Here is an 18,263-nt window from a genome sequence, read left to right on the forward strand (position 1 = left end):
GCTTATAAAGATGCCGCAAATCTCTAAAAAGCCTGAGATCCATCGGATACAGGGTGAAACTATCAATTCAATCGAGCAAAAGTTGACCATCAACTAGTCACCCCTGCAGCTGAGCGGGCAAAAATACTGAAGGCCAGTAAATGTGTTGCGACAGCCAGAAAGTAGGAACCCACGGCTAGTAACTGCATCTTGACAGCCAGTATATCTCTGGCGATGGCTAGTATTATGACATGGACCGCCAGTAAACAGCAAGACAACCTAATATCATTCGAAAATATTGTAAAAAATTCTTCTAATTTGCAGGATTTTCGGGGAAAATGTTGAATTGTTATATAACTAAATAAAAGAGGTGATCCATTGTTAAAGAAAGAGAGGAAAATACCGATAAAAATACTTAAATTGGAGGCGTTATTGCGGCGGCTTCCCGCAAATCATGTGCGTAGAAAATATATTGAAGAGGAACTAGCGAGAAGTTACTCGGGATATCGAGGCGAACAGGCTTTAGATTACTACGTTGCTCAAATACCAGGAAAAGACCACCTCATTTTTCAAGATCTCCGTCTACCTTTTTCGAAAGATTATTTCTTTCAAATCGATCTTCTGCTTTTAACACAACGTCATTTTCTTATATTGGAAGCAAAAAATATTGCAGGTACTATTTTCATTGATCAGAATCAATTAGTGCGTACGATCGATGATGCGAAGGCTTCTTATCCCAATCCCATTCACCAAGCGGAAAATCAACAATATCATTTCGGAAATCTAATACAAAACCACACGAATTTAATCCTACCTAATACTTCATTTGTTGTGATGACAAACTCCAATTCGATTATCAAACCTAATCCTGACTACCGTGCAGTTGCACAAAAAGTAATTGGCCCTCCTGTCATCAGGCCAAGGGTTAGTAGATTCTACAGTGAATATCAAAAAGATATAATCGAAAAAAAGGAATTGCAGAAGCTTTCTCGGCAATTAATAAAGATGCATACACCATCTGATCCTCATATTATTGAGCAGTTTCAAATAGAGAAGAACGAGATTTTGCCAGGTGTTTTTTGCGAGGAATGTGAACAACGCACAATTATTCGTTTGCAAAGAAGATGGAGATGCACGCAATGTGGGAAGGTTGATGATATTCGTTTCATTCATGCTTTAGTCGATTACTGCTTACTAATGGGTCCATCCATCACAAATCAACAATGTAGAAGTTTCCTTCAACTTACCTCAAGTTCCATTTCATCAAAATTACTTCGATCATTACACTTACCGTATACAGGAGAATATAAAAATAGAGCATACCATTTATCCATCAAAGAATTGCAGAAGTGGTTGTGAACGTCAAAAAAATAATGCTAAAGCTGATTTTTAACGATCAACTCTAGCATCATTCATTCTAATTACTACTGTACAAACCTCTTAAAATGGGGGAGAAATTCTGCCGTTTTCGTCAGTGATTTTTCGTCAGCATACGTAAGTGTTTTGAGAAAATCAAACAACGGTCTATGTTTATAGATCATTTCGACTACACGCTGTAAGTCGGCATCATATGAATGTTCACGTAGCACCATAGGGGAATATTCTATCCCAACGTCCACCTGGAACAACATTTTCATCATGTGTTCTGCCGGGATTGAATAAGCTTTTTGAAATTGTATTAATGCTTCAATAGGTATTTGGCGTTTCCCCGATTCATATTGAGAAAGTGCTGGTTGGGTGATATGCAGACGCTTGCTGGCCTCTTCCTGACTTAAACATAATACTTCCTCACGATATTTTCGAATTGCTTCATGAAATAATAATGCCATTTGGCCTACATCCTCTTTTCGTAAAAATCAATACAGTTTAGACTTATAACATTTTGTTATAAACATTAATATAAATCTATAACTGGTATAGTTGAATATACATCGAGTTAATGGGTATATTTTACTATAATAGAAACATTATATACTAGGAGGGAATTTATTGGGGATCTATATTGAAATAGAAAGAGTCTATTCCTTTGGCAATGGTAGAAGTGACAAATATACTTTGATTTGTAACGGAAATTTGACAAGGAATAGGATTATCTCACTAAAACCTATTGCTCAGTATAAAGGGAAAGTTAATGGTAAGTCTATTAATCATTGTACCTCAACGGAAGTTTACTCCGCACCATTTAGCGCTAATACAAACATCATTGTCAGAGTCAGACATCAAGAAAATATATGGCTGCAAATGATTCAAATAGATATTTATAACTGGCGTTTTTCTGTTCAACCGTATAAAAAAGAATCAGCACCGTTGCCAAACGAATTGGCCTATTATCTTTTATCTTCATTTGGAATAAAAAGAGGAAAGGACGCAAGAAGTCTTTCATCATTGGCATCTTCCAACCTTCATCGCCATGTTGAATTTGAGCAGCTAGAAGGCCTCGATAATGAGGATTACTACGATTAGATATAAAAAGGAGGATGAGATACATCATCTCTTCCTCCACGGCTTACCTCTGCAAAAGGCCAATAAGCATATATTTGATTATTTTTCTTGTGCTCGCTTCTTTCCAAGTGGTCTTTGTGAGCTTATTCATTTTAAACGGTGTAATGAAACGAGCTTCGTAATCAACTTCCCGTTGATCAAGCACATAAAACTCGCCTAATGAAACACCATTTTTCACTTCATGCCGCTTCTTCACTTTTAATCCCGGCTCAATTGGGCGTTTTTCAGTCATACCGCGATCGTTCAACATCCACATATATTGATTTCCCTGTATGCTTTCCGTCTCGACAACAGGAACATCTCTCGCCTCTGCCGTTACAATTTCCGCTTCCACATGGTAGCCAATATTCAGCTCTTTCTCGTGGTCGCCAAGATCGACTAAGAACCGATAGGCACTATCTTTATCAATATGAGGCTGATCAATCGGCAAACGTTCAAGATGATGGATTTCCCCATTAATACGACCGTTGAACAAGCTCGAAGTAATATTCGCTTTCATGCCTTCTTGAACAACTTTCATTTGTTCCTCTGATACTTTACCTTCCATGACGGTTGTCTCCGAAATGATCGTGATCACCGGATTATCGAGCGCGAAAGAAATATCTTCCACAATTCCCGCATGCGAACTCAACACGGTTAAACCACTTCTCCCATTTTCAATCGCTCGTCGCTGATCTTCATACTTTTTAATATCCTGATCGACCTTGTCCTTTTCCAACTCTTTCTCCGCAATCGCCTGATCTATAGAGACGGAAAGGACCCGCATAGACATGGCTTCTTCATGCGCTTGTCTAGCCACATCTACCTGCTCATCACCGAAATAAGAGCTCGACACAGGGAGGGGCAAAGCGTATTTCATGCCTTCCAAATTTTGAATAAAAGCATTGATATGATCTTTTGATGTAAGTAAACTGGAGATTTCCGCATCAAGCAATGCTATTTGCTGCTCCAAATTATCACTCGCATACGCAAATAACGGAGTGCCCTTGTCCACCTGATCTCCCTTTTTGACGAAAAACTCACTGAATTCCGTATGAGGATCGATAAAAATCGGATGTCTTTCCATTGGCACAATCACACCTTCTGTAGCAGTTGTCTCCACGACATCTCCAGCGGTTACGCGCTTCCAATCCACCACATAATTTAAGCGATCCACCTTACTATTTTCTTTTTCCATTAAAAATATATTGAGTCCAATGATGACTATGAAAGAAGTCGTTCCAAGAAACCACATCCATCTCCGGTTCACAAACATTCACCACGTTTCATTTTATAAAAAAATCTGGAAGTTAATATAAGCAAAAAATGCTGTGATCACCCAAAAGATTAGATGAATCGAAATAATCATGGAGATAATAGCAACAGGAGATTTTGCTGTTAACGTCCGTAATCCTTTAAATTGAATTACCATCATCCATACTTTGAAAATCGATATACAACCAAATAGAAAAGAAAAATATGTATGGCTAAATATGTATTGTGCGATAATTCCAAGCGAAAGGGGAGAGGAGTACCAAGGAAGATCCAATCCAATCGCCAATAAAATAAATGACACTTGCTCCAACAATAAGATAGGTAAAACAAGGACCTGCATCACGACCAGTTTTGAATAATATGTATCAGTCATCATCCAAAACCAAAGAGCAGGGAAATAAAGGATGACACCTGCATAAAACAAACCTAAAAGAAAACGACCTACGATAAAAAAACTTTTTAATCCTTCATACTGTGCTTCTGTGTTCCCTGAAAACAAAGGTGAAATAACATGTGTGCCAAGGCCGAACCAACCACTAATCATAAAAACGATAGCGCTAACAATAAATAAAAAAGTAATTCTTCTACGCAAACCATATATCGTTTCCGCTTTTTCTAATTGAAAAAAACTTCTTAATGGACGGAATAACCCGGTAAATATTTTAGTTTGATAGATCATCTATATGTCACCTACTTTTAAGTTAACATCTTCATTTTATCTTAACATTCAGTAAAGAAGCTACAAATAGTTACTCAAAGTTTTAATAACGATGAAAAACAAACAAAAGTCCGCCAAATTTGCTATAATGATTAGTAAAAGTTAATGAGGGGAATTATCCTTACAGGAGATAAAAACATGCAGGAAAAAGTAAACATACTCGGTGTCGAGTTTGATAATAGAACAAAGCAAGCGACAATAGATGTTATTCATCAGAATATAAAAGAGGAAAAAAAGACATTTATTGTGACAGCCAATCCAGAGATTGTGATGTATGCATTGCAAGATCAAAATTATATGGACACAATGCGAAAAGCCGATCATATTATTGCCGATGGAGCTGGAATTATTTTAGCGGCAAAAATGTTAAAGGATCCACTTCCGGAAAGAGTAGCAGGCTTTGATTTAATGAAGGACTTGCTTCATATTGCCGATCAGGACAAACTCACTGTTTTTTTCCTTGGTTCAAAGGAGGAAGTGATCAAACAAACGGTTGCAAATGTCGCAAAGGATTATCCTAATCTAATCATTGGTGGGTATCACCATGGATTTTTTAAGGAAAACGATCATAGAGTAAGAGATATGGTCAAAAATGCAAAAGCCGATCTTATATTTGTTGCATTAGGATATCCAAGACAAGAAAATTGGATTATGCAGAACAAAGATCTATTTGAAAAGGGCATTTTCATGGGTGTAGGAGGAAGCTTTGACATTTTAGCAGGGACAGTAAAACGTGCACCGCTCATTTGGCAGAAGTTAAATATAGAATGGTTATACCGATTGATACAACAACCAACTAGATGGAAAAGAATGTTCGCTATACCATTATTCATAAAGAAAGTTATCCAATATAAAAAAAGGAAGAACTAGATTTTTACTGGAAGTTATCAAGATTAGTTGATAACGAACTCATATTTGTATACTATGGTAGATAGAGTGTTTTTAAAAAGATAGATAAACTTGCGATCTATGGGTCTTCATTCGATTAAAGGAGGTTGCAAAATGGAATATCTATACTTAATTCTATGTTTTGTCGCCTCTATACTCATTACGCCTGTAGTGAAGAAACTTGCGTTGAGATGGAAGATAACAGATAAGCCAAATCATAGAAAAGTACATGATAAAATTATGCCAAGACTTGGCGGTTTAGCCATTTATATAAGTTTTATGATAGGGATATTCGTATCACGACAAGATGATCCACATATGCCAGCTATCATGATCGGAAGTTTGATCATCGTAATTACAGGATTTCTGGACGATGCGTTTAACTTATCACCAAGATATAAATTGATTGGCCAATTATTTGCAGCAACAGTAGCTGTTGTTGGTGGTTTTAACTTAGAATATATCAATCTACCTTTTGGTGGGGAGCTAAGCTTTGGATTTTTAAGCGTACCGTTAACGATTCTATGGATTGTCGGTATTACGAATGCGATTAACTTTATCGATGGATTGGATGGCCTTGCTGCAGGAGTATCTTCGATTGCCTTAATTACATTGGGTATCATGTCATTTCTCCAAGGCGACATATTCGTATTTACAATTGCATTAATTCTATTAGGCAGCACGCTTGGATTTTTATTTTATAATTTTCATCCAGCTAAAATCTTTATGGGTGACACAGGTGCCATGTTTCTTGGTTATATGATAGCGATCCTTTCATTGCTTGGATTTAAAAATATTACTTTTTTCTCACTAGTCATCCCTGTTATTATACTCGGAGTACCGATTTCTGATACATTCTTTGCGATCATTCGTCGGATTGTGAATAAACAACCGATATCAGCAGCGGATAAACAACATTTTCATCATGTATTATTAAATGCAGGATTTACACATCGTCAATCCGTTTTAATCATATATGCAGTAGCAACAATGTTTAGTTTAGCAGCGGTCATCTTTTCGATGGCAACGATTTGGGGTTCACTGCTCGTAATGCTCGTGCTATTAGTAGTGATTGAGTTGTTTGTAGAGTCGGTAGGGTTAGTTAGTAAAGATTATAAACCGCTATTAAGGTTTATGAGACCAAGATCATCAGGTAGATATGATCGATAATAAAAGAAAAAGCAAGTGCATGGTGTAAAAGCCATGCACTTGCTTTTTTTTATGGGAAGAAAACTATAAAACGGAAAACCTCTTTGTTGCTAAATGGCTAACTTCATGAAAAAACCGCCTTTAGCGACTAAAGGCGGTTCAGTATTACTCTTCAGTGACGGGAATACCAGGATCCGCCGTTTTTATAGGTCCATCTTCCGAAGCAACATTTAAGTGTTGTTTCAAGCTCGCTTTTATTTCTTCAAGAGAAGTATCATCTAGTTGCCAGTAATAAACTCTCTGACCACTGCTGTTAGGAATATAAACATCTTCCCCAGCAATAGTCATTGTCTCAATATCAAGATTTCCAGAAACACCATAATCAATAAATGCTTTAATTTCATCGAAAGTCATATTTGTTCTCATATTAGAGCCGATTGCATCGATGACTTGTCCATATTTGAGTACGGATGTTCCAGAAGCTGCTTTTTTCATAATGGACTTCATAATTTCTTGTTGACGTTTGCCTCGCTCAATGTCACTGTCTAATTTACGCGTTCTAGCAAGTGCGAGAGCTTCTTCTCCATTTAGGCGTTGCATGCCTTCTTCTAAAGAAATCGCATTTGCTTTATCTTTTGAGTCTTGCTCAGAAAAGGCATAAGGAACTTCAATGTCAATTCCTCCAAGCGCATCCACAATTTCCATGAATGCTTCAAAATCCAAACGGACATAATAATCGACAGGTATATCAAGCAAATCTTCGACTGTTTCAATCGTTGCTCTTGGTCCACCAAAGCTATGAGCGTGATTGATCTTTGTTGAATATCCAACTTCACGGATAAACACATAAGAATCACGTGGAATCGTAACAAGCTTTACTGATTTTTCTTTCTCATTTAGAGTAGCAAGCATGAGCGCATCTGAACGAGTGTTATCGCCTTGACTACGCTTCGAGCTCTCATCAATACCAATAAATAAGATAGATACATCATCTATTTTTGGATTGACCTTTTTATCACGAAGATCTGATTTGCCATCCCGATCTTCATAATAGGAATCACCCATCATGGTCTCAGCTTTTTTAAATAAATAGGTTCCATAACTAAGACCAATACCAGCGACGAGCAAAATTGGAAAAACGATAAACCAAAATATTCGACCACGTCTTCTTTTCTTTTTGTTTATAGTAAACTGTTGTCGTCCCATAAGGGTAGTGCTCCTTTATAAGTAAATTATCCAATGTCATTTTTAAACGGGTGAAAAAATAATAAGCTATTCTTTATAATACTATGTTTTGTCGGAAACGTAAAATACATTTTGGTTACAAAAATGGCAATGTGTAGAACTAAAGGCGAAAGTATGCAAAATTGAATGTAATAAATGGAATAATTAAGTTTAAAGCATAGGAGAGAAAAAATGAATTCATTTTCGAACTCTCGTAAAAATAATTATGGCATCAAGTTCACCGTGCTTATTGTCATAATCTGTCTAAGCATCATGCCAGTGAAAGTCTCTGCGGCATTAAAAATGGAGCGCTCAAAGATGTTTGACATTTCGGCTCCGGCCTCCGAATTATTTAGGGAAAAGTCATTGAAAAACGATACGGTATTACAGTCTATAGCCTTTGATCATGTCAATAGACATGTATATATTGCCCAGCTAATGTCTGGAGGACAACAACTCCCAGATGAGAATAATCCAGTTAGTGGAGCGAAGAGAGCAATAGATGGGGATATAGCCTTGACACAACTTGATATGCAAGGAAATATATTAGGGCATATGTTCCTAAAAGGATTTGGCCACGGTGTGTCAATAGGGGTAGAAATAGAGGGTAGTACTCCATATATATGGATGGAAGTAGATGCTGTTGCTGAAGGGAAAAACGGATGGGGCACGAAGTTAACACGATTTCCTTTTAAACAAGGATCACATCTGTCATCTAACTCACCAAGATTGGACAAATATGAACTTATTTCTGATGCAGATAGAACAACGGTAAATATTGATATGGCTTATGGGTTATTAACCATGCGTTATCGAATAAGTGGGCAATATCGATTGGCAACTTATTCGCTACAACAGGTCAAAAAACATAATTACTCTGCGATTTCCGATATTGCACAACCGAAAATGGGCATATTCCAGGGATTTGCCTCCTATGGCCGCTATATATATTTGCTCGAAGGCGCACCATACGGAACGAAGGGCTCCGTAAAACCGATTGGTAACACATATATAACAGTAGTGGATTTAATAACAGGGAAGGTCATCAACAAAAAGCAAATAACAGCGGGTTCAGATCTATCCTTTAGGGAGCCAGAGGGGATGGGTGTGTATATACCAAATCCTGATGCACCAGAAAAAGCACGTCTTTATTTTGGGTTTGCTTCTACTATTTCAGAAGCGAACAAGTCAAAATTAGTGAGTATTTACGGATTTGAGGATTTTACATCATAAAAAAAGGACTGGAAAATATGATCCAGTCCTATAAAAATTAATAACTTCTTTCCACTTCCTGATATATATTTTTAACTAATTGTTCACTTGCGCGTCCAGTTGAATATTCATTCCATTGCTGTGCAAAAGTACGAATTTGCTCCATATGAAATTGCTCATTTTTCAAAACAGTAATTAGCTCATTTGTATTATATACAATAGGGCCAGGAGCAAGCTCTTCATACTTTTCCCAAAAGCCTCTTGATTGCGTATATTCTTCTAAGTCGTACGCGAAAAATACCATTGGCTTATCCAGTAGGGAAAATTCAAAAGGAATAGAAGAGTAATCCGTAATTAATATATCTGTCACAACCAATAAATGATTGACGTTATGATATGCCGAAACATCAAATACAAACCCAGGGTATAGATTTGTTAAATCCACTTTCACCGCTGGATGGAGACGTAAAAATAATACAAACTCGTCCTTTAGTTCCGTATACATTTTTTCAATATCTAATTGTAAAGCAGATACATTTAGTTCGTGATCGCGAAAAGTAGGGGCATATAAGATTACTTTTTTTTCATTCATCACTGGATATATAGATGTTAGTGAATGCTCCGCTTCATTTTGAGCGAGTGAATCGAAAAAGAAATCGGTTCGAGGGATGCCAGTACGTAAAATTCTATCATCTGATATATCAAAACTCTGTTGAAAAATAGTCGCCATCTTATCACAGCCAACAACGACATAATCAAATCGATCATACACTTGTCGAAAACGCTCGATTGCTCGAGGAGAACGATGCTGAATAGAAGGGTCTTTGAGACCGAACTGCTTGATAGCACCAGCAGCATGCCACAACTGAATACAAACGACATTAGTTTTGAATGGTGTGACAGCTAGAAAACCAAAATAATTATCAACGATGATCTTGGAAGAAGTTGCTAAGTGGTAAATAGAGCGAAACCAATGAATAACATTCCTGTTTTCAAAACCGATAACCATTCTATTTGGATCATCCGTAAAATTTACTTTGCATTGGGAAGTTTTAAGTATCACTATTTGCTCATTATCTATTTGTTTTTCCAGTTCTTTTACAGTATATAAAACATTATCCCCAAACGAAGCAACAAAAGTTGTTTTCTTCTTTTGGGGAAATAATGTAAAAATATGAAAGATTATACGGAAAACAAATAGATACATAGTTATAGCGAATTCTCTAGCCATTTTTAACTTTATTTAAATCTTGCTTAATTTTAGTTGTTGAAATACCAACAGTTCTTGGTAGATAAACAACATCACAATAGTCTTTTAAATGGTCAAATTTACCTTCCCAGTCATCGCCCATAACAAACACATCAACATTATGATCTTGCACATCAGTAACTTTTTGTTCCCAAGTATGTTCAGGAATAACTTCATCGACATAACGAATTGCTTCCAATATAGCTTTACGCTGCTCAAAGCTATAATAAGCTTTCTTACCTTTTCCGGCGTTGAACTCATCAGATGAAATAGCAACAATCAGATAGTCGCCGTATTCTTTAGCACGACGCAAAATGTTTATGTGACCAGTATGGAGCAAATCGAATGTTCCATACGTGATTACTTTTTTCATTCAGATAACCTCCATCATAAATTGAATATTTTATATTTATATTACAAGATTAAACAAGTCTTGTTCTGTTTCGATAAATTACATAACCTATTATATCAGTTTATGTCAAGAATAAAAACAAGTATTTATTTCTAGTAGATTTTTTTGCAAAAAAAACATCCTATAAGGGGTTAGCTTATAGGATGTAAAAATATTTATCTGATTTTTATATATTCAGTACCATTCTTGCCGCCACTGACCCATGCTTGATTGTTGTTAAAGTTAATTTGATACCAAACATGCCCATTAGCTGTTTTGGTAATTAGGTTATTTTTAGCATCTAGTTGGGCTGAAATTAAATTGCGACTTGTAACTGACCCAACAGATTTAAACGAAGTACCTGCGCCGTCACGAACGTTTACGCTAGTTGCAGTAACTTCCAGTAGGTTTAATAAATCTACATAACTACTGTGTACCCAGCCAGTTTTTCCACTGTATTTTACCTGATACCATGTTGCAGTGTTATTAACTGTTTGCCCATTGGCTTCAGAAATAATTTCAAGTTTAGAACCACCTGGGATACTTGCGACTATTGAAGTACTTGTATTGGATCCTTGGCGTAAGTTTAACGTACCTGAGGTATTTGTAATTCCATAAACACCGCTTGGGAAACCAGTATTAGTTTCCGGCTTTTTATCAGGGACAGTTGCATTTGGATCACCCGATGATGCAGGTTGATTAGCATATCTAGGGATATCATATATTAATACATAATTATCTAACAAGTTATAAATTTTGCTAATGTTAGCAGTTTGTTTAACTGCCCATGCCACATCTGTCGCATATTGTGGAAAGCCTGGGCTGATCGGATTCCACCGCATCTTATAAAGTGTATCTTGTCCTCTATCAATATAAGAATTAATAAACGCAGCGCCACCAACAATTGCGTCTTCCGGTGTGAACCAGCCTTCATCAAAAGCTCTCTTTGCACCGCCCTTTAGTGCGTTTGAATCGACGGCTCCTATACCATACATATTGTATACAGTATATACAGCTTTATTAGCATCTACCACATTACCTTTGCTATCAACAGGAACGCCACTTGCTAATGTGGAGCTTCCATTCCCTGTTTCTAGTAAAGCATGGGAGATTAAATAAGCTTCATTTATATTAAACTTTTCTCCTGCTTCTATAAACGATTTGGCTTTCCCGGTTAAAATTCCGTGTTTATTTAAAATTTTATTGTTCACTTCATTTGCATTTAACCTAGCGGGTTCAGATAAAACAAGAAACTGGAAGTAATCACTTGAGCTCTTGCTGAAATTAGATGAATTTACATAATATTCAACTTGTGCTCGTGATGCAAGAACATTTCCTGCGCCATCTGCTTTGGGATCTTTCGTCATCTGAATATCTACCACAGTTTTAAAGTTTGTAGGATATGAAGTCGTTGTAGATATGATTCTTTCTTGGCTCACATCATTTCGGTGTATATAACCAGATGTACGCTTTCCATTTATATATACCGTAGCTTCATACCAATTGGGTGAAAATGATTTGAAAATCAGAAAGCTTCCCTTTGGATAGCCCCTTAAAACATTTGCATTTTTAGAAGCTCTAGAATAAACATTTGTTGGAGATTTTAATGCAGCACCATTTAGAGAATTACTAGTATTGAGAAGGCCTTCAACATGGCTAGTATGAATGTATCCAGTCGTAGGTTTCCCACTAATATATACTTTTGCCTGATACCATTGGCTAGAAAAAGTTTGATAATTTAATACAGTGCCTTGTGCATATGTTTTAAGCTTTTTTGCTCCAGTAGAAGCTTGTGCATATACAGCGGTCGGATTTTGTAAACCGATACCTTTTAAGTTATCGGGCGACTTAACGGCATTCTCAACATGTGACTTATGGATATAACCTGTTCTTGGCTTTCCGCTTACATAAACTGTAGCTTCGTACCAATTGGTTGAAAAAGTTCGGTAACTTAAAATGGAACCTCCAGAATATGCTTTTAAAGCTGTTGAACCAGTAGAAGCATTTGTATATACCCTAGTCGGGTTTTGAAGTGCCACACCTTTAAGAGATTCTTGGCTTGTAACCACATTTTCAACATGTGATTTATGGATATAGCCGGTTTTAGGGCTTCCATTTACATATACCGTAGCCTCATACCAATCTGCGGAAAAGGTTCGATATACTAATATGGATCCAACTGAATATGATTTCCAAGCACCAGAACTTGTTGAAGCACTTTTATATACCCTTGTTGGGCTTTGAAGTGCCACACCTTTTACTTGTGTTTGGTTTTGTGTCGCTACATCCACATCACTTTTGTGAATATACCCATTTTGAGCTTTTCCATTTAAATAAACAACTGCACTATACCATTCAGCATTGTGAGAATTGAATTTTAAAATGGAGCCTTGAGCATAACCTTTTAGTACATTTGAACTTTTGGAAGTACTAGTATGTACGTTGGTAGGGGCTTTGAGTGCAACCCCATACAAAGGATTTGCTGCATAAGCTTTATTATTGTTAATCGGTAGGCTCGATATTATGAGAAATAATGCTAAAAAACAGCTAACAATTGCGAGTGCCCTAGGTTGAGATTTTCTCAATTAAGTATGTTCCTCCCTATAAAGTTATTTAATTTTCTACAAGCTTCTATTGTTCTAACCACCTCCAATAATATTTAAACAGTTTCATAGGTTTATTATCGCTAAATATGTCAAAAAGTTAAGTAGTTTTCAAGAAAAAAGAAGAATACTTTCATAAAACGTAACTAATTACCTATAATACTACAATTTTCTTGAAAAAATTATCGTTTTATAGCATTTCTTAGAGTTATAGATTAGTGAGTAGTAGAAGCTAATTAAATTAAAACTTATAATGGAGAAATGTCTAGAGTAGGTGTTCCAAGATAAATCAAATTATGAGAGAATATATAACACAATACATAAAAAAAACCTGCAAGATCAAGTCTTACTTCCACCCCTCGAAAAGGGGTTTCTTAGTGTAGTAAAGAAATATACTTTGCAAAAATCTTAGTTTTAAATGGAGTACAGTTATAGACTCAGAAGAGAAGGAGGTTTTTGTATTGAAGAGTAGTTATTCCGACAGATTTGAATTAATGATACTGATCCCGATATTTATACTGCTAATGATTAATACTTTTACACGCACGCAATTTGATGTTTTAAGAGATATTGGGGATATGGGAATTCATATTACGTTAATTTTAATGTTTATTTTGTTGGTAAAAGGATTTGTGGAGAAAAGATCATTTGATGTAAAGCTTTCAATGATCTATTTTTCAGCATGTTTATTTCTAACAATGTATAGTGCAAGTTTCTATTTAAGTAAAAATGTTGACGAATTGTATGTATTAAAACTTATGCTTTTCATCTCATTTATCGTAAGTTCTGTTAGAATGAAATGGGGTCCTTTACATATAAGAATATTAGCTCATTTAGTAGGAGCAGTAACTCTAATAATATTCTTTCATTGGATACTACTAAATTTTCCAGGATATCGTTTTAAAAGTATATTCAGCAATCCTAATTATTTGGCAATTTTATTATATACCTTATTGTATTATAAACTGCTAGCAACGAAATATGGAAATACCTTAGAAAGAATCTACTTTGGATTTCTAATCATTATTAATCTTATATTAATTTATAATACAAATTCTCGAGCAGTAATGTTAGCTATCGGAGTTACTGTGGGTGTATGGATATTATTCAAATTCGCAGAAAATGTAATTCCATATATTTTTCGCATGGTAATTATTATGAATATTGCCTTTATATTTACATACATACTTATGCAAAATTCGAATGTTGGTGTAATTTTAAATAACTTAAGTTTAAAGTTATTTGGAAAATCCCTATACTCGGGAAGAAGTGTTCTTTGGGATGAGATCATTCAAAAGATTACGGATAAACCAATTTTTGGTTATGGGATAGGTACCAATGCTAACGATATTACGTCAATAAATTTAACGGCACATAATCAATATTTACAAATGTTAATTGAATTTGGGGCCATTGGCTTTATTATTTTCTTCATTTTATTAAATAGCATTTGGAAGTTATACATGAAAAAAAGAGAAAATTATGCAGCAAGATTGTCAGCTAGTTTTTTTATAGGTATCTTGGTATATGAAAATTTGGAGTTAACTTTATTTCAAAACAATTATTCAATCGCGATGCTACAATGGTTAATTATTACAATGGGCATCAATTTTGGTAGCAAAGATAATAAGGAATAAATTCCATCGTATATTGGAATAGTTTTTACGAATTAATCGGCTAAAAACAACTTAATTGGAGAATGTAATATAAATAATATCTTTCTGGTAGGAGCTATGTATGAAAAGATTACTTTCTAGATTTAAAAACAAAAAACAGACGAAAAAATTAAAATATCAATTACTAGTAATGCAAAAAAATAATACGTTAACTATCTCTGGTGTATTTAATAAAGAAAAATACAGCGCTAAAGAACTGTGGCTTTTTTCACGTGAAACAAAGTCCAGATATAAAATAAGTGAAATATCTCCTTCAAACAAGTTTGAGTTTAGTGTTTCCCTTGATGATTTACTAACACTATTGAAGGAAGAGCAAGAGGAACGCTTTGATTGGTTCTTTAAAATAACTAGACCATTTTCCGAATTAAGTTTAACGGCACAAGAAAATGAAAATGTGGAGATAACCGAAGTAGATGGAGAAATGTATGCAGAATATTTTATCCGATGCGGAAGATTTCAGCATACAAAAATGGAGGGATTGACCTTTCATTTTCAAAAAGAAGATTCGATTATTAATTATATTACCGAAAAAGGAAATTTATCGGTAACTATCAATAATGAGATAGGGTCTCCAATAAAAAATCAAATTGATAAATTAAAGCGGTCAGATGGTAAATTGAAAATTGAAGGTAAGATATTTACAAAAAACGCTAGGATCAATAAAGGAGAAATCGTTGCAAGAGGGAGAGAAACAGGAATTGTCCTAAGCTCTTCAAGTATCAGTTTTAATATGAAAGAAGAAGAGGTAGAAAAAAGATTTGGATTAAATAGATATACTTATTCTACAGTAATTGATTTTGCTAACATTAATAACGGTCAATTGTTGGAAGAAGATATTTATGATTTATTCTTTAAATTAGATTTAAATGATAGTTTTGAGGAAAAGTATGTACGAATTGGAAGGCCGACGTTACGAGCGCGAATTTTTTTGAAAGATCTTTATGTGAAGAACACTGAAGAAGCAATCGTGATTAATCCTTATTTTACATTTAAATTGTTTAATTTATCATTCGAAGTATATAAATATCCTCTAGAAACTTACAAGTATCTACGGAAGATCATGCGCTGGTCATGGTTTATACAGTTAATGAACTATAAAAATAACACATGGCTTGTGGGAGAGAGAACTTATAAAGCGCAAGATACGGGATATGCGTTCTTTAAACATATGAGAATGAAATACCCTGAGAAGAATGTCTATTATGTAATAGAGAAGGATTCTCCTGAAAGAGAAAATGTTGAAAAATATGGGAATGTATTGGATTTTAAATCTAAAGAACATATATGGCATACGATAATAGCTAAAAAAGTTATATCATCACATCACCCTGATTATCTATATCCATTACGTACTAATTCATTTAAGAATAAAGTAAAGGCAGACAAAGTATTTTTGCAACATGGAGTAATGGGAACAAAAAACATGGTAGCTAACTATGGGAAATTTGCCCATGGATTTGATACTGATTTATTCATGGTAAGCTCTGATTTTGAAAAAGAAATGATTGTAAATGATTTTAGTTATTCACCGAAAAATGTATTTGTTACAGGGCTATCTAGATTTGATACATTGTTCATGGAAGATGTGAAAAAGAAAAGACAAATCCTAATTATACCAACTTGGCGCGATTGGATTGTATCTGATGAATTGTTTTTTGAAAGTGAATATTATGATCGTTATGAACAGCTTGTTAATGATCCACAATTGCATAGATTAGCGACTGAACATAATTTTAATATTTTATTATGTTTACATCCAAATATGCAAAGGTTTAGTAGTTATTTTGAGAATTCTTCTGTGAAGGTTATTAATCAAGGAGAAGTGGATGTACAGAACTTAATTAAAGAAAGTGCCTTAATGATAACCGATTATTCCAGTGTTGGTTTTGATTTCAGCTTCTTAAGTAAACCGGTTATTTATTATCAATTTGACCGTTCAAGATTTATAGGGAAGAGACCCTCACACTTAGATTTAGATAATGATTTACCCGGTGAGATATGTATAGAAGAAGGGCAAATTCTCCAATTAGTCGAGGAATACGCAAACGATAATTTTCAAATGAAGCCTGAATATGAACAACGTGCAAATAAGTTTATTAAATATAAGGACCAGCTATCATCTGAAAGAATTTATAATGTGATCAATGAAAGTAAAGTGAAGAAAAGTTTATTAGCTAAACCAAAAATAACGATGATTGCAAAAGAATTATTTAAAAGGTTTAGAAAAAGTAAGTATTATTTTCCGACTATGAAGCTTTTTTATAAGATCGGGAAGAAGCTCATTCCAATTGATAAAAAGCTTATTCTGTTTGAAAGTGGATTGGGAAAACAATATGGTGATAGTCCAAGAAATATATATGAAGAAATATTGAATCAAGATTTAGATTATAAAAAAGTATGGGTATATAATAAACAACATCGATTTAAAGATCCAAAAACAAAACGTGTTGCCCGTTTAAGTCCGCAATACTATTACTATTTAATAAAGGCAGGATACTGGGTGAACAATCAAAATTTCCCTACCTATATTAAGAAGCGGCCGCAAACAGTCTATCTTCAAACCTGGCATGGCACTCCATTAAAGAGAATGCTATATGATATCGAAGAAGTACATGGCAGAAATGACGAGTATGTTGAAAGGGTTGGAGAAGCAGTTAAAAATTGGGATTACCTCATTTCACCAAGTAGCTATGCCACAAAAGCATTTAAGAGTGCATTTCGGTATGATAAGGAAGTTTTAGAGGTAGGATATCCACGAAATGATATATTCTTTAAAGAAGAAAAAGATGAGCTAGCTTCCATCGTAAAAAATAAATTAAATCTTGTTCCTGAAAAAAAGATCATTCTATATGCTCCAACATTTAGGGATGACCAAACAACAAAGAAGAATAAATTTGTATTTGATATTAATATGGATTTGCATAAAATGAAAGAAAAGTTAGGCGAAGAGTATATAGTGTTGTTAAGGATGCATGTAGTGGTAAGTAATAAAATAAAGCTAGACGATGAATTGCGTGATTTTGTATATAATGTTTCTAGCTATCCTGACATACAGGAATTGTATTTAATTACAGATATTATGATTACAGATTATTCTTCTGTTATGTTTGATTTTGCGAATACGAGTAAGCCAATCTTGTTTTATACTTATGATTTGGGCAACTATCGTGATAATTTAAGAGGTTTTTATATGGACTTTGAGAATGAAGCACCTGGTCCACTTGTATTTAATACAGACGAGATTATTGAAAGTGTATTAAACATTCAAATGGTAAATAAAGATTACTTGCACAAATATACAGCCTTCAAACAAAAGTATTGCTCGTTAGAAGACGGCAATGCGAGCAAAAGAGTAGTGGATAAGGTTTTTTAACGAGTACGTTCAAAAGGGCTTTCCAATGATGTTTAGTTGGATAGC

General features: G+C 34.7%; 14 protein-coding genes. 7 read left to right on the forward strand and 7 right to left on the reverse strand.

Annotated features, from left to right (window positions below):
* The first annotated feature begins 357 nt into the window (after positions 1–357).
* On the forward strand, positions 358–1,338 hold the full coding sequence (locus BLE01S_RS15175; protein WP_066144160.1) for a nuclease-related domain-containing protein: 981 nt from the start codon (positions 358–360) through the stop codon (positions 1,336–1,338).
* Between the two features lie 65 nt (positions 1,339–1,403).
* Here the strand turns inward: BLE01S_RS15175 and BLE01S_RS15180 are convergent, their stop codons facing one another.
* A complete protein-coding gene (locus tag BLE01S_RS15180; protein ID WP_066144163.1) occupies positions 1,404–1,808 on the reverse strand; it encodes a helix-turn-helix domain-containing protein in 405 nt (134 codons plus the stop codon).
* Positions 1,809–1,968: 160 nt separating this feature from the next.
* Between BLE01S_RS15180 and BLE01S_RS15185 the strand changes: the two genes are divergently transcribed.
* The gene (locus BLE01S_RS15185) at positions 1,969–2,442 is read left to right on the forward strand and encodes a hypothetical protein (RefSeq protein WP_066144166.1); all 474 of its coding nucleotides are present in this window, start codon (positions 1,969–1,971) and stop codon (positions 2,440–2,442) included.
* A gap of 43 nt (positions 2,443–2,485) precedes the next feature.
* On the opposite strand, the gene BLE01S_RS15190 is transcribed toward BLE01S_RS15185, so the two are convergent.
* Both BLE01S_RS15190 and BLE01S_RS15195 read right to left on the reverse strand, forming a co-directional pair.
* On the reverse strand, positions 2,486–3,730 hold the full coding sequence (locus BLE01S_RS15190; protein WP_145981939.1) for an efflux RND transporter periplasmic adaptor subunit: 1,245 nt from the start codon (positions 3,728–3,730) through the stop codon (positions 2,486–2,488).
* A 21-nt stretch (positions 3,731–3,751) separates the two neighbouring features.
* Positions 3,752–4,414 (reverse strand): hypothetical protein, encoded by a 663-nt coding sequence (locus BLE01S_RS15195; RefSeq protein WP_066144172.1) that lies wholly within the window; start codon positions 4,412–4,414, stop codon positions 3,752–3,754.
* Between the two features lie 177 nt (positions 4,415–4,591).
* On the opposite strand from BLE01S_RS15195, the gene BLE01S_RS15200 reads away from it, so the two are divergent.
* Entirely contained in the window at positions 4,592–5,323 is a 732-nt protein-coding gene (locus tag BLE01S_RS15200; RefSeq protein WP_066144176.1) for a WecB/TagA/CpsF family glycosyltransferase, read from the forward strand.
* A 132-nt stretch (positions 5,324–5,455) separates the two neighbouring features.
* The gene (locus BLE01S_RS15205; protein WP_066144179.1) at positions 5,456–6,511 is read left to right on the forward strand and encodes a glycosyltransferase family 4 protein; all 1,056 of its coding nucleotides are present in this window, start codon (positions 5,456–5,458) and stop codon (positions 6,509–6,511) included.
* Between the two features lie 144 nt (positions 6,512–6,655).
* Here BLE01S_RS15205 and BLE01S_RS15210 read toward each other — a convergent pair whose 3' ends face one another.
* Positions 6,656–7,696, reverse strand: coding sequence for an LCP family protein (locus BLE01S_RS15210; RefSeq protein WP_066144182.1), 1,041 nt, complete (start codon positions 7,694–7,696; stop codon positions 6,656–6,658).
* Between the two features lie 210 nt (positions 7,697–7,906).
* Between BLE01S_RS15210 and BLE01S_RS15215 the strand changes: the two genes are divergently transcribed.
* Positions 7,907–8,947, forward strand: coding sequence for a phage baseplate protein (locus tag BLE01S_RS15215; protein ID WP_066144187.1), 1,041 nt, complete (start codon positions 7,907–7,909; stop codon positions 8,945–8,947).
* A 37-nt stretch (positions 8,948–8,984) separates the two neighbouring features.
* Here BLE01S_RS15215 and BLE01S_RS15220 read toward each other — a convergent pair whose 3' ends face one another.
* From BLE01S_RS15220 to BLE01S_RS15230, 3 genes are all read right to left on the reverse strand, one after another.
* Positions 8,985–10,157 (reverse strand): CDP-glycerol glycerophosphotransferase family protein, encoded by a 1,173-nt coding sequence (locus BLE01S_RS15220; protein ID WP_066144190.1) that lies wholly within the window; start codon positions 10,155–10,157, stop codon positions 8,985–8,987.
* Positions 10,150–10,548, reverse strand: a complete 399-nt coding sequence (gene tagD / locus BLE01S_RS15225) for a glycerol-3-phosphate cytidylyltransferase (protein WP_066144193.1) — start codon at positions 10,546–10,548, stop codon at positions 10,150–10,152. Before tagD ends, BLE01S_RS15220 begins: the two co-directional genes overlap by 8 nt.
* A gap of 194 nt (positions 10,549–10,742) precedes the next feature.
* A complete protein-coding gene (locus BLE01S_RS15230; protein ID WP_066144196.1) occupies positions 10,743–13,151 on the reverse strand; it encodes an SH3 domain-containing protein in 2,409 nt (802 codons plus the stop codon).
* A 479-nt stretch (positions 13,152–13,630) separates the two neighbouring features.
* On the opposite strand from BLE01S_RS15230, the gene BLE01S_RS15235 reads away from it, so the two are divergent.
* Both BLE01S_RS15235 and BLE01S_RS15240 read left to right on the forward strand, forming a co-directional pair.
* Positions 13,631–14,806 carry an O-antigen ligase family protein gene (locus tag BLE01S_RS15235; RefSeq protein ID WP_066144199.1) on the forward strand — a complete coding sequence of 392 codons (1,176 nt, stop codon included), beginning with the start codon at positions 13,631–13,633 and terminating at the stop codon, positions 14,804–14,806.
* 100 nt (positions 14,807–14,906) lie between these two features.
* Positions 14,907–18,218: a CDP-glycerol glycerophosphotransferase family protein gene (locus BLE01S_RS15240; protein WP_066144202.1), complete on the forward strand. Its 3,312-nt coding sequence runs from the start codon at positions 14,907–14,909 to the stop codon at positions 18,216–18,218.
* Positions 18,219–18,263: the final 45 nt, after the last annotated feature.

Origin of the sequence: Lederbergia lenta NBRC 16444 (genome assembly GCF_001591545.1) — a bacterium.
GTDB lineage: Bacteria > Bacillota > Bacilli > Bacillales > Bacillaceae_C > Lederbergia > Lederbergia lenta.

Coding starts and splice junctions, on each gene's coding strand:
- BLE01S_RS15180 (WP_066144163.1), bottom strand. CDS start 1,808: ATGGCATTATTATTTCATGAAGCAATTCGAAAATATCGTGAGGAAGTA.
- BLE01S_RS15195 (WP_066144172.1), bottom strand. CDS start 4,414: ATGATCTATCAAACTAAAATATTTACCGGGTTATTCCGTCCATTAAGA.
- BLE01S_RS15200 (WP_066144176.1), top strand. CDS start 4,592: ATGCAGGAAAAAGTAAACATACTCGGTGTCGAGTTTGATAATAGAACA.
- BLE01S_RS15205 (WP_066144179.1), top strand. CDS start 5,456: ATGGAATATCTATACTTAATTCTATGTTTTGTCGCCTCTATACTCATT.
- BLE01S_RS15210 (WP_066144182.1), bottom strand. CDS start 7,696: ATGGGACGACAACAGTTTACTATAAACAAAAAGAAAAGAAGACGTGGT.
- BLE01S_RS15215 (WP_066144187.1), top strand. CDS start 7,907: ATGAATTCATTTTCGAACTCTCGTAAAAATAATTATGGCATCAAGTTC.
- BLE01S_RS15220 (WP_066144190.1), bottom strand. CDS start 10,157: ATGGCTAGAGAATTCGCTATAACTATGTATCTATTTGTTTTCCGTATA.
- tagD (WP_066144193.1), bottom strand. CDS start 10,548: ATGAAAAAAGTAATCACGTATGGAACATTCGATTTGCTCCATACTGGT.
- BLE01S_RS15240 (WP_066144202.1), top strand. CDS start 14,907: ATGAAAAGATTACTTTCTAGATTTAAAAACAAAAAACAGACGAAAAAA.